The 12,298-nt window shown below is 68.3% G+C and carries 11 protein-coding genes and 1 pseudogene; 9 read left to right on the top strand and 3 right to left on the bottom strand.

Going from position 1 to position 12,298, the window contains the following annotated elements; genetic code table 11:
• Window positions 1–11: 11 nt before the first annotated feature.
• The 6 genes and pseudogenes from H5J26_RS04230 to H5J26_RS04255 all read left to right on the top strand — a co-directional run bounded on the left by H5J26_RS04230 (window position 12) and on the right by H5J26_RS04255 (window position 6,474).
• Window positions 12–1,031, top strand: coding sequence for a helix-turn-helix transcriptional regulator (locus H5J26_RS04230; protein WP_181764308.1), 1,020 nt, complete (start codon window positions 12–14; stop codon window positions 1,029–1,031).
• A 322-nt stretch (window positions 1,032–1,353) separates the two neighbouring features.
• The gene (locus H5J26_RS04235) at window positions 1,354–1,992 is read left to right on the top strand and encodes a DUF4142 domain-containing protein (protein ID WP_181764309.1); all 639 of its coding nucleotides are present in this window, start codon (window positions 1,354–1,356) and stop codon (window positions 1,990–1,992) included.
• A 249-nt stretch (window positions 1,993–2,241) separates the two neighbouring features.
• A pseudogene (locus H5J26_RS04240) lies at window positions 2,242–2,654 on the top strand (VOC family protein).
• 494 nt (window positions 2,655–3,148) lie between these two features.
• Window positions 3,149–3,544: a TOBE domain-containing protein gene (locus tag H5J26_RS04245; protein WP_181764310.1), complete on the top strand. Its 396-nt coding sequence runs from the start codon at window positions 3,149–3,151 to the stop codon at window positions 3,542–3,544.
• A gap of 86 nt (window positions 3,545–3,630) precedes the next feature.
• Window positions 3,631–4,431: a molybdate ABC transporter substrate-binding protein gene (gene modA, locus H5J26_RS04250; RefSeq protein ID WP_181764311.1), complete on the top strand. Its 801-nt coding sequence runs from the start codon at window positions 3,631–3,633 to the stop codon at window positions 4,429–4,431.
• 99 nt (window positions 4,432–4,530) lie between these two features.
• The gene (locus H5J26_RS04255) at window positions 4,531–6,474 is read left to right on the top strand and encodes an ABC transporter permease (RefSeq protein ID WP_181764312.1); all 1,944 of its coding nucleotides are present in this window, start codon (window positions 4,531–4,533) and stop codon (window positions 6,472–6,474) included.
• Between the two features lie 69 nt (window positions 6,475–6,543).
• On the opposite strand, the gene H5J26_RS04260 is transcribed toward H5J26_RS04255, so the two are convergent.
• Complete coding sequence (locus H5J26_RS04260) at window positions 6,544–7,404, bottom strand: geranyl diphosphate 2-C-methyltransferase (RefSeq protein WP_181764321.1); 861 nt, start codon at window positions 7,402–7,404, stop codon at window positions 6,544–6,546.
• Between the two features lie 60 nt (window positions 7,405–7,464).
• Window positions 7,465–8,523 (bottom strand): family 2 encapsulin nanocompartment cargo protein terpene cyclase, encoded by a 1,059-nt coding sequence (locus H5J26_RS04265; protein WP_181764313.1) that lies wholly within the window; start codon window positions 8,521–8,523, stop codon window positions 7,465–7,467.
• Window positions 8,524–9,234: 711 nt separating this feature from the next.
• On the opposite strand from H5J26_RS04265, the gene H5J26_RS04270 reads away from it, so the two are divergent.
• Window positions 9,235–9,594, top strand: coding sequence for a VOC family protein (locus H5J26_RS04270; RefSeq protein ID WP_181764314.1), 360 nt, complete (start codon window positions 9,235–9,237; stop codon window positions 9,592–9,594).
• Window positions 9,595–9,749: 155 nt separating this feature from the next.
• Here the strand turns inward: H5J26_RS04270 and H5J26_RS04275 are convergent, their stop codons facing one another.
• A complete protein-coding gene (locus H5J26_RS04275) occupies window positions 9,750–11,351 on the bottom strand; it encodes an ABC transporter substrate-binding protein (protein WP_181764315.1) in 1,602 nt (533 codons plus the stop codon).
• Window positions 11,352–11,670: 319 nt separating this feature from the next.
• Here H5J26_RS04275 and H5J26_RS04280 point away from each other — a divergent pair, with 319 nt between their 5' ends.
• Together H5J26_RS04280 and H5J26_RS04285 are read left to right on the top strand one after the other, a co-directional pair.
• Window positions 11,671–11,967: a hypothetical protein gene (locus tag H5J26_RS04280; RefSeq protein ID WP_181764316.1), complete on the top strand. Its 297-nt coding sequence runs from the start codon at window positions 11,671–11,673 to the stop codon at window positions 11,965–11,967.
• Window positions 11,968–12,034: 67 nt separating this feature from the next.
• Window positions 12,035–12,298: class I SAM-dependent methyltransferase (locus H5J26_RS04285; RefSeq protein WP_181764322.1), on the top strand; the 264-nt coding region annotated here is incomplete at its 3' end.

Below are 12,298 nucleotides of genomic sequence, written 5' to 3' on the forward strand. Positions count from 1 at the left end.
GGCTGCTGGTCATGGCGGACGTCACGGAGCGGATGCTGGCCCTGCTGTCGACCTTGCAGACGGGCAGGTCGTTCAGCGGAGAGGAGCTGACCCGGCGCCTGAGCATCAGTCCGCGGACGCTCCGCCGGGACGTCGACCGGCTGCGCGGCTACGGGTATCCCGTCGAGACCCGGCCGGGGCCCGGCGGCTACTACCGGCTCGCGGCAGGGCGGACCATGCCGCCGCTCGTCCTGGACGACGACGAAGCGGTGGCCACCCTCCTGGCACTCGCCTCCCTCGCAGCCACCGGGCCGTCCACCGGAGGAGGGATCGACGACGCCGCGACCCGCGCCTACGGCAAGCTGGACCAGTTCCTCCCCGCCCGGCTGCGCCCTCGCGCGCTGGCTCTCCGCTCCAGCCTGGAGACCAGCCCCCAGCGCGCTCCGAGCGTGACCGCCCAGCAGCTCGGCCTCTTCGCCGACGCCATCGCCCGCCAGGAGACGATGACGTTCACCTACAGCAGCGCCCGCGGAGAACGGACGGAGCGGCGGGTGGAGCCGTACCGGCAGGTGCACCACCTCCTGCGCTGGTACGTGCTGGGCTGGGACCTCGAACGCCAGGACTGGCGGGTCTTCCGCCTGGACAGGGTCACCGAGCCGCTGCGGACCGGGGAGCGGTACGAGCCGCGGCCGCTGCCGGCCGGGTCGGCGTCGGAGTACCTGCGGCAGGGGCTGAACAGGGGCAAGCAGACCGTCAGGCTCCAGGTCGACGCACTCGCTGCGGACGTCGCCGACGCCCTCAAGTTCCAGGACGCCGAGATCCGTCCAGTGGGCGACCGGCGAACCGACGTCACCCTCGCGCTGGATTCCTGGCAGTGGCTGGTCCTCCACCTCGCCTTCCTCGACGCGGACTTCCGGATCGCGGAGGGAACGCAGTTCACAGAAGCCTGCGGCATCTTCGGCGAACGGCTCGTCGCTGCGGCATCGGACGAGCCCGGCGCGCAGAAGCCTCCGGGCACGGGGCAGGGCGGGCACGCGTCGGGCTCCGGCTGACGGGTCGCGCGCCTGGAACGGCGCCCGCCCGTGCTGGCAGCGCCCGCCCGTACCGGTGCAGACGGAGGCCACGAGCAGAGGACTCGATGCATCCGCTGAAGATCAATTCGCCGGAGTCGACGACCTCGCGGGGAGATCGAACAGCGCCACGCACGCTGACGGATGCACGCCACCCGGAGAACGGTGTACCGGGTACCCCCTCTAGCAGTCTCGGGCGTTGTGTATAACGGTTCTTGTCGAGTCGGGACGAAGCTTCGACGACATCCTCACACCCCCGTTAACGTCCGTCGCACCTTGAATATGTGTCTGGAGAGGAGGGCGGATGCGGTCCGCCATGACGTCGGGGCGGGCGGTCGGCACGATGCTGATCGTTCTCGCGGTCGTAGGAACCCTCGCTGCCCTGCTGCTTCCCATTCACTGGTTCGACGGGAACCGGTCCATCGCCGTCGCGCGGTCGGGCTGGCAGGACGACGGCAAGGGAACCTGGAAGACCGAATACGGGCCTCTCACCCCCCTCGACCGTGACTTCATCCAGAAGGTGCGCGCCGCAGCCCTGTGGGAGCTGCCCGCCGGCGAAGCCGCCAAGGAACGGGGCACGCGCAGGTCCGTACGGACGGCGGGCGACCATCTCGTCGACGGGCACACGGAGTTGGACAAGCGAGCCATCAAGGCAGGCCGCACGCTGAACGTCCCGCTCCCGTCAGAGCCGACAGGCGATCAGCAGGCGTACCTGAAAGAGATCCAGAACGCTCAGGGCGCGCAGTTCGACAGGGTCTTCGTCAACGACCTGCGGAGGCAGGCCGGTACGGTCTTCGGCCTCATCGGCCTGGTGCGTGACCAGACCCGCAACTCGATGGTGCGGTCGTTGACGACCAGGGCCAACTCCGTCGTCCTCGATCACATCACGGTCCTGGAGGACACGGGGCTCGTGGACTACAAGGGGCTCGTCCCGGCGGAGTGACGCCACCCGGGTCGTCCGGTCCTCCGGCCACGTGACCGGGGTCAGCGCACCGGCCCCGCCGGAGACCTCCGCGACGACCGCGGCCTGCGAGCTCCACCCGGCCTGACGGTGCTCCGCCGGGCCGGGCTCGGCCCGGGACGGCGGACCCAGAGGCTGCCCCGAGGGTTGTCGGCGTCCACGAGGGTGCCGTTGTCAGCAGTTCGGGCTAATGTCGGAATCCAGCTGTTTTTCCGATTCAGGAGGTTTCTCATGGCCTCGCGTCTCAACCCGTATCTCACCTTCGGCGGCGACGCCCGTCAGGCGATGGAGTTCTACCAAGGGTCTTCGGCGGCACGCTCGCCCTGAACACATTCGGTGAAGCCGGCCAGGCCGGCACCCCGATCGCCGACAAGATCATGCACGGCATGCTGGAGACCTCGAGCGGCTTCACGCTGATGGGGGCCGACACCCCGCCGGGGATGGAGCACACCCCGGGCAACAACTTCTCGGTGAGTCTCAGCGGGGACGACGAGGCCGAACTGCGGGGCTACTGGGAGAAGTTGTCCGCCGACGGCTCCGTGGCCGTGCCCCTGGAGAAGCAGATGTGGGGCGACGTCTTCGGCATGTGCACGGACCGGTTCGGCATCCCCTGGATGGTCAACATCGGCCAGTCGCAGAGCTGAGCAGGCAGCCCGTTCGGGAGGACGGGCGTCCGGGTCGTCTGAACTACCGTGTCCGGACGTGGGGATTGAGGACTGGCTGGCAGACACCCGGGCGTCCTATGACGCCGTCGCCGCCGGCTATGCGGACCAGGTCCGCGGTCTCCTGGACGAAACGCCCTGTGAACGGGCCTTCCTGAAGTCGTTCGCCGACCTGGTGCACACAACCGGCGACGGGCCGGTTGGCCGACGGTCCTTGGCCACCGGTCGGTGTAGCGGCGATCCCCGTCGATCCGTTCAGCGCGGTGACTGCGGAACGGGTGGCGAAGACTCCGTCGGCACTCTCATCCCGGCTCCCCTCATTCCGCGATCGGTCCCGGCGGTTCACTGCGACGGGGTGCTGCGGCACCGTTGTTGCCACGCGTTGTTGCGATGCGGCGCCTCAAATCGGGTGGTATTTGCCATGCGACTGCCTCTGACGTCTTGCAGATGCGAGGCGTGGCGCTTACGTTGCGCGGATGCAGAGTTACACGATCGGTCAGGCGGCTCGTCTGCTGGGCGTCAGTCCTGACACGGCGCGACGCTGGGCGGATGCCGGAAAGGTCGCGACCCACCGCGACGAGGGGGGCCGCCGCCTCATCGAAGGCAAGGATCTGGCCGCCTTCTCCATCGAGGTGGGCCAGGGCGGCATCGGGGAGGAGGAAGCGTCCTACACCTCGGCCCGTAACGCCTTTCCCGGCATCGTGACCGCCGTCAAGGTCGGTGATGTCGCTGCACAGGTCGAGATCCAGGCCGGCCCGCACCGGCTCGTGTCGCTGCTGACGCGTGAGGCCGTGGAGGAGCTGGGCCTGGAGGTCGGCATGCAGGCCGTCGCCAGGGTGAAGTCGACCAACGTGCACATCGACCTCACCTGATCGCACCGGTGCCTGGATTCCCTTCCCCCTTCAGCTCGCCCGCCGCCCGCACCACTCCATCCGCACCGTCGAGGAGCCTCAACTTCATGTCATCCACGCTTACACGGCGACGCACCGCGGCCGCGCTCACCGCCGCCGCGCTCCTGGTGCCGCTGGCCGCCTGCGGCAGCGACGGCGGCGACGAGAAGGGCAGCGGCGCCGAGGACGGTTCGAGCAGTGCGTCCAAGACCGACTTGACGGTCCTGGCAGCTTCTTCACTCACCGACGTCTTCAAGGCCGCCGGGAAGGCCTACGAGAAGAAGAACCCCGGGACGAAGCTGACGTTCTCCTTCGCCGGTTCACAGGAGCTGGCCGCTCAGGTCAAACAGGGTGCTCCTGCCGACGCGCTGGTCACCGCGGACACCAAGACCATGGACGGCCTGAGGTCCGATGTCGGCTCTTCCACCATCATCGCGAAGAACCGCCTGGTCATCGCCACTGAGAAGGGCAACCCGGAGAAGGTCGAGAACCTGAAGGACCTCGCCGACCCGAAGCTGAAGGTCGTCCTCGCCGCTCCTCAAGTACCGGTCGGCCGTTACAGCCAGCAGGTGCTGGACGCGCAGAAGGTCGACGTCAAGCCCGTCTCCCAGGAACCCAACGTCCGTGCTGTCCTGAGCAAGGTGGAACTCGGAGAGGCCGACGCGGGCATCGTCTACAAGACCGACGCCGCCACGACCGACGAGGTCGAGGCCGTCAAGGTCCCCGATGACGAGAACGCCGTCGCCTCCTACCCCGCCGCGACCCTGAAGTCGTCGAAACAGTCCAAGGAGGCCGCCGCATTCGTGAAGTGGCTCAGCACCCCTGAGGCGCAGAAGCTCCTCCGCGATGCGGGCTTCCAGAAGCCGTAGTCGCGTCGCGCGTGCCTGGGGCGCCGCCGGCCCAGTGCCGGACGGCCCCAGGCCGCAGGCAGCCGCAGACTCCCTCAACTCCCGAGCCTGGAACCGTCGATGAGCCGCCTCCGCGCACCCGGAACCCGCACCCCGGCCGTTCTCGTGGTGCCCGCTCTGGTCGCGGTCGCGTTTCTGCTGCTGCCGCTGGCCGGCATCCTCGCCCGGACCGAGTGGAGCGAGCTGGGCTCCCATCTGACCGGTCCCGACGTCACCGAGGCGCTCCGGCTCTCCCTGCTGGTGTCGTTCTGGGCGTTGGGGCTTTCCCTCGTGCTGGGCGTGCCGTTGGCGTGGCTGCTGGCCCGGGTCCGCTTCCCGGGCAAGGCGCTGGTGCGCTCGCTGGTGCTGTTGCCGATGGTGCTGCCGCCGACGGTGGGCGGTGTCGCGCTGCTGCTGGGATTCGGCCGCCGCGGGCTCCTCGGACCGTGGCTGGAGAGCGAGTTGGGCATCGTCCTGCCCTTCCACACCTCGGGTGCCGTCGTCGCGGCGACGTTCGTGGCAATGCCGTTTCTGATCATCAGCCTCGAAGGCACTCTCGCGGGGCTCCGGCCCAGCTACGAGGAGACCGCGGCCTCTCTCGGAGCCTCGCCGGTACGGGTGTTCTTCACCGTCACCCTCCCCATGGTTGCCCCGGGGCTGGCCGCAGGCGCCGCCCTCACCTGGGCCCGGGCACTCGGTGAGTTCGGCGCGACCATCACCTTCGCGGGCAACCTCCCCGGTACGACCCAGACCCTTCCGCTCCAGGTCTACCTGCTCCTTCAGGACCAGCCGGAGGCCGCCACCTCCGTGTCCCTGCTGCTGCTCGCGGTCGCCATGGCCGTCCTCGTCGCACTGCGCGGCCGCTGGACGGGCGCCACCGGCAACCGCGCCACGAGCAGGGTAGATCGGCCGGAGGGAAACACCGAGCCGGCAGAGGGCGCAGGCAGCGCCCCACACGACTTTGCGGCACCCTCAGCTCCACAGCGAGAGTGCTCACTGCAGGCGGAGATCACCGGATTCAACGACGTCACCCTCGACGCCCCGGCGGGCACCACGATCGCCGTGGTCGGGCCCAACGGCGCCGGGAAGACCACCCTCCTGCGCGCCCTCCTCGGGCTCACTCCACGCGCTCACGCCCAACTCCGCCTCGGTGGTGCCGACTTCACTGCTCTTCCCCCGCACCGGCGCGGCGTGGCCTGGGTGCCGCAGGACGGTGCCCTCTTCCCGCACCTGACGGCAATCGCCAACACCGCCTACGGCCTGCGTACGAAGGGCGTACACCGGAGAGAGGCACGCCGCACCGCGCAGGACTGGCTCGACCGGCTCGGTGTCGGCCACCTCGCGCGCCGCAAGCCCTCCCAGCTCTCCGGCGGTCAAGCCCAACGCGTCGCCCTGGCACGGGCCTTGGCCGCCGGCCCGCGGTTGCTCCTCCTCGACGAGCCGCTCGCCGCCCTCGACCAGACCACCCGCGCCCAGGTGCGGCACACCCTGCGCACCCACCTCGAAAGCTTCGGCGGCGTCTGCCTGATCGTCACCCATGACCCCGTCGAGGCCATCTCGCTCGGCGACCGCGTGCTCGTCCTCGACGCAGGGCGGACGCTTCAGCACGACACACCCGGCGAGGTCTCCCGGCACCCCCGCTCTCCCTGGGTGGCACGGATGCTCGGCCGCAACGCCTGGCCGGGAAGCGCCACTTCGCACGGCGCTCTCACACTCAGCGGCGGGGGCACCCTCCTCGTCGCAGACCCCATGGCCGAAGGGACGGAAGCTCTGGCGATCATCGCTCCCGAGGCCGTCGCCGTGCACCGCGAGCGCCCAGTGGGCAGCCCTCGGAACGTCTGGCCCGGAACCGTCCGGGAGATCACCGCCGTCGGCAGCCGCCTCCGTGTCGTCATCACCTCGCCCGAAGTCCCGGACGTGATCGCCGAGATCACCCCCCAGGCGGCGAGCGAACTCGAACTCGGCGACGGCACCAGCGTGTGGACCAGTGTCAAAGCGACCGAGGTCACCGTTGTCACTCGCTGAGCCGCGCCTCGGAGACGGCAGCCGTTCCGCATCAGCACACGGGACCGTTCTCGTGGTGGCTCCGGACCCTTACACCCGGTCGGCGGCGATCAGCAGGTACTGGAAACTGCCGTTGCGGTACGCGTTCACGAAGCTGTCCTCGATGCCCGTGACCAGGTGGTCGGCCTCCCGGCGCAGCTCCCAGTAGGGAAGCGCGGTGGCCGTCAGGTCCTCGACGTGCACCGGTACGAGCCGGTTGCGGGCCATGGCGCGGAAGTACGCCGAACGGGGATGGATGTCGCAGATGTAGTGGGCGTTGATCAGAGACACCTCACGGGAGGCCTGCCCGTAAGTGTCGTTGTAGCAACCGGTGATCACCACGTAGCGGCCACCGCGGCGAAGCAGCCGCGCGTGCTCGGCGAACAGCAGCTCCAGCTCGACGTACATGGTGGACTCGTTGTTCCACGACGCCGCGTACGCACCCGAGGCGAAGCCGGTGTCGAGCATGTTGCGCTCGTAGTAGCGAACCTTGTCGTCGATGCCCCGCTTGCGCGCCTGCTGGTTGGCGAAGTCGGCCTGCTTGGTGGAGAGCGTGACGCCGTCGGCCTGACAGCCGTACCGCAGGTTGGCCACCACGCTGCCTCCCCCGCGTCCGCAGCCGGCGTCGAAGACGCGGTCGGTGGGGGAGAGTTCGCCGAGATGGGAGGCGAGGAGTTCGGCCTGGGCGTGTTCCAGGCGGTGCAGTTCGCGAGTGATCCGGTCCTGGCGCTTGATCGCGTCCGGCTCGTCCAGCACGGACCGGTCGGCGTCCCCCACGCCGTAGTGGTGGTGGTACAGGTCGTCGATCTTTCCCAGTTCGAGATTGACCGGGTTCTCCTCGGCGTTCCAGTAGTCCGCCACGCGGGTCTGGTAAGTGGACTGGTTCGGGATCGGCGCGGAGGCGGTGCGCATGGGAGAGGTCGTCAACGGTGGCTCCTTGCTGTGGTGCTTCGGGACGGTGAGGGACTTCGGCTACCAGTAGTTGGGCAGGTTGTAGCGGTCGGTGTTCGTGGCGTGCCACTCGTGGTTTCCGGACACCCAGGCGGCCAGGCTGGTGGTGTACCTCTCGATGAGGGGCGACGCGGCGGACGCGGCTGCGGACTCCGTCTCGAACGCCTCCATGATCTGGTTGTGGATCTCGACGCTCTTCAAGTAGGCGGCCTTGAGGCCGCGTTTCTCGTTCGCGGCCACCACTTGGGGCAGGTTGAGGTGATCGGGGTCGCTCGCCAGCTCCTTGGTGAAGGAGTACAGATCGTTGACGATCGTCGTGGCGTTGCAGGCCAGAGCGGTGATCCGCTGGATCTCAGGACGGGCGTAGAGCGGTTCCGGCAGTTCGTAGCCGTCCACGGCATCGACGATCGACAGGCAAGGGCGGAAGTTGTTGAACTGCCGCATCACCAGGTACTCCCAGACTTCCGGCACATGCCGGGTCTCCGCCCAGGAGGCCTCGGCCAGATAGCCCAGGTGCAGCCGGGCGACATCGTGCACGAACCGGTCGGTCTGACTCGGCGTGGCGACGGCGGCGTACTCCTTCAGGGCACAGTGATACGCGCGCCTCGGGCTGTCGGACTGCACTCCCCGGCGCCATTCCTCCTCCAGCCCGGGAGTTGCGTGGAACGGATCGAGCGCCGACTGGGCCACGACGAGCCGGCCCCCCAGGCCGCGGCGCGCGGCACCTCTGCCTTCGTCTTCCTCGCAGTAGCAGCTGTCGACGATGTTCTCGGCCATCAGCAGCTTGCCGGCGACGGTGAGGCGTTCCATGTCGACGGCGGCGGGGTGCTGCAGTGCCACTGCCCGGCCGAACTGGAACTGCGTGAAGTCCCCTGTCCATTCCGGGGGGAACAAGTCCAGCCGGCGTGCCCAGGCCTGCAGCCTCCGGTCGAGCTCCGCCACCTTCTCCGGGTCGACGGGTGCGGCAGGCCGGTACCTCAGGCCGGGAACTGCTCCTCCGCGTCGGGCCCGGATGGCAGGGGCGGGACTGTGAGGGCCGGGCGGTGAGAACGCGGCGGTGACGTTCGGGGAGGTGCTCATGGTTGCGTACTCCACACGGTCGGTCCGCAGTCCGGGCGAGCTGGACGTTCGCCGGGATCCGGGCTGCGTCAGGCACGAGAACGGCAAGCGGTGGTAGGCGGTCACGAGGTGTTCGACGACGGCGGCCCTGTCGATGCCCGCAAACCGGCGTTCAGGCCGGGCGCCGCGTCCCGCCCCGGTGGTCGTCGTCAGCTGCCGCGCGGCCCGTACGCCGAGACCCGTGAGGGCTTCGCCCGAGGTTGCTGTCAGGGCGCTTCGAGGGCGGGCTGTCCGTGGCGGTGTCCGGTGCTGACACATTCCCTCCGGGAAGCTGAACGGAAGTGAGGCGGAACGTACGGGGCGAGCGCGGGGGCCGTGCGCAGGACCGAGCTAAGCAAGCGACGAGAGCACGCCGACAGAGCGTGAAGGGGCGGGCGCATGCGCAGAGCGCATAAACCGGCGGATCGAAGTGGAAGGCGCACGCCGCTCGCATCGCACGCCGTGCCGTTTCGGCCGGGACGGGCGGGCCGGGGTCCTCAACTCGCGTGCTGTGCCTGGCAACGGTGACGTCGGCCGTGCCGCTCGACTGGTGCAGGCCGATCCCGAAGCGAGGCCGCCGGTGACGGCCGCACTTGTGTTTCGCCGGGTCGGATTCCGCACCTCGGTGGCAGGCTGCAAGGCGCGTGCACCTGATCGCGCCACCGGAAAGCCTGTCACTGTCGAGGAGTAACGATGGAAGCCACCGGCATCACAGCGAACCTGGTCGTCCCGGACATCGCGCTCGCCCGCGATTTCTACACCGGGTATCTCGGCTTGAGCGTCGAGGAGATGAACCTCGGCTGGGTGGCCCGGTACCGGTCGCCGGACGGCCGTGCGGAGGTCCAGCTCCTCACACGCGACGCGAGCGCGTCCCTGAATCCCGTCGCCTCGGTCAGGGTCGGTGCGGCCGTCGACGACGCATACGCCGAGGCACAGAGGCGCGGGTACGAGATCGTCCATCCGCTCACCGACGAACCGTGGGGCTTGCGCCGGTTCTTCGTCCGCGCACCTGACGGCAACATCCTGAACATGGCCGGCCATCGGGACGACTGAGCGCGACCCTGGTTTCAGCTCGGGGCACGGGTGAAGTCCCGTAGCCGGCGCGGGACTTCACCCGTGCCGGCTTCCGAGGTCTTCATCGGCCCCGGCCCGGCCCCGGCCCGGCTCGGTCACGCGTCGGCCGAGTCGGGAGACGGTCGTGGCAGGGGTCAGTTGCTCCGGCCGCGGTCGAGTTCCCAAAGCTGCAGCAGGGACGAGGAGTTGAGCGCCCACTCCACGCCTGTGATGTCGTCGTGCGCCGCGATGTACTCCTTGCCTTGCCACAACGGCAGCACCGGGACCTCCGCGGCGACGATGTCCTGGGCACGGGCGAAACTCGTCGAGGCGTCCGTACGGTTGGGCTCGGTCCGGGTCCGCGGTATGAGTTCCTTGCTGATCTCCTTGTTGGTGAAGGGGGAGTTGAGGACGTTGTTCTTCTCGAGGAAGGGCGCGATGAAGTTCTCCGCGTCCGGGAAGTCCGGGAGCCAGGCGTAGGCGTAGACCTGGTACTTCCCCTCCGCCGCCGCCGAGCTGTAGGAAGTCGGGGACTCGGTCTTGACGGTCGCGTCGAAGAGTTCGGTGTCGTTCAGCTGCTTCTCGAGCAGCGCGAACTCCTTGGCGGACGAGCTGCCTCGGGGGACCTTCGGGCGGTGAAGGGTGATTTTCACCGGGGTCTTCACATCGGACTTGCGAAGGGTGCGCTTCGCCTCTTTGACGCTCGGCTCGCCGTACTCGTTGAAGAAGGAGTTCTTGTGCCCCAGCAGGCCGCCGGGAACGAGGGAGTACAGCGGCTCAGCAGTGCGCGAGTACACGTCACTGACCAACTGCTTGCGGTCGATGACCTGGGCGAAGGCCTGCCGCACGGCCCGCCGTCCCACGGTCTTGTCCTCCGTGTCGAAGACGAGGTAGCGCACGCCCTGTCCCGGCTGTTCCACGAGGTCGATCTGATCCTCCGGGTCCGCCTCCAGCCGCTTGATGTAGCGGGACGAGATGCCGCTGTTCATCATGTCGATGTCACCGGAGTCGAGCGCCTTCTGAATGGAATTCGCGGAGTCGAAGAAGCGCAGCTCGATCTTGTCGTTCTTCGCCTGGGCCCCGCCCCTGTAATCCGGATTCCTGGAAAGGAGCACTTTGTGCCCCTTGGTGTCGAAGTCGTCAAGTACGTACGGCCCGGAGCCGGTTCCCTTGGAGTTCTTGACGAGGCGGTCGGAGGGATAGGTCTGGCCGTCGACGATGGCGGCAGCGGGGGTGGCGAGCTTGAACGGGAAGGTGGCGTCCGGCTTCTTGAGGTGGAAGGCGACCTTGTTGCCGACGCGGGGCTCGACCTTGTCGACGTTGCTGAGCAGCGAGGCCGGACCGCCCTGGTGGTTGATGCGGAGCAGGCGCTCGACGGAGAACGCCACGTCCTCGGCGGTCAGCTGGTTCCCGTTGGAGAAGGTCAGCCCGGTCCGCATGGTGCAGATGTACTGCTGCTTCCGCTTGTCGGTGAAGTCGCACCTCCTTGCCGCGTCCGTCACCGGCTGGGTGCCCGTACGGGGCGGCCTCAGCAGCGTCTGGAAGGTGTTGCGCATGATGTTCCAGGAGCTGAGATCGTAGGACGCGGCCGGGTCGAAGGGCGCCGGGGTGTCCCGGGTGACCGCGACTTTCGCCGTCGTGCCCACCACGATGGTCTTTCCCTCGCCTCCCTTCCCGTCCATTCCGCCGCTGCAGGCGGCGAGTGTGGAGGCAAGCAGCCCAGCGAGGGCGAGTGGCGTAAAGGTCCTGCGGATCATGGTCGGCGCCCTCCATCGTCTGTCGCACAGGCGAGGTGCGGAGAGACGCCAATACATCTGCAGTGACAATCCGGCCCAGGGTGGCGCGGAATGGCCCACCCTGCATCGGACAAAAGATCACCGGGTCCGCAAATACGGATGCAGGAACGTATCACACGTCAACGAACCAATATGGACACATTGGTTCGCGGATCGCCCGTCTGACTCGATTTCCACTTCGTGAGCAGGAAGTTGTCGATGCCTCGCTCAACTATAAGCCTTACCGCATCAACTGCGGTGTCGCACGGGCTAGTTCGCTCCTGGTCAGCGTCTTCAAGCAATGGAGGAGGCGCATTGTGCACGGCCCTTCGGGGAATTGTTTGTGATTTCCGGATCGCTGCATGATTGTCCCGACATGACAGATCCGGCGGTGAGAAACGAAAGTGTTCGGGTTCTCGATCCTGCACCAAACAGCAAAGAGGAGGCAATGAAACGCGTTTTCTGGTTTGAAAGAATGCCGTACGGGCGGCGCCCGGCCTTTGATGCGGAGGCCGTCGTGAGCGTTGTGCGGCAGGGAAGTGGTGACGTGACGGTCGCGATCGACGAGCCGGAGTCATGCCGCCGCTGCTCCGGCTAGCGTGAGGGGTGTGACGCTGTTCATCTCCCCCGAAGGGCCGGGCTTCTCCGAGCTGGTCCGACAAGCGATGTCGTCCACACAGCGCGGCTACGACCTGCTCGCGCCGAAGTTCGAGAGCAGCCCGTTCCGTACCCCGGACGAGATGCTGGACGCCACCGCTCGCGCGCTGCGCCCGCTCGGCCCGTTCGAGACAGGGCTCGACCTCTGCTGCGGCACCGGGGCCGGCGTCGACCGGGTGCTGCGGCAGGTGTGCACGGGCCCCGTCACCGGGGTCGACTTCAGCGAGGGGATGCTTGCCGAGGCCCGCCGGTCGGTGCCCGGCGCGCGGTGG

This window comes from Streptomyces albidus (ex Kaewkla and Franco 2022) (genome assembly GCF_013870515.1).
Classification (GTDB): domain Bacteria; phylum Actinomycetota; class Actinomycetes; order Streptomycetales; family Streptomycetaceae; genus Streptomyces; species Streptomyces albidus.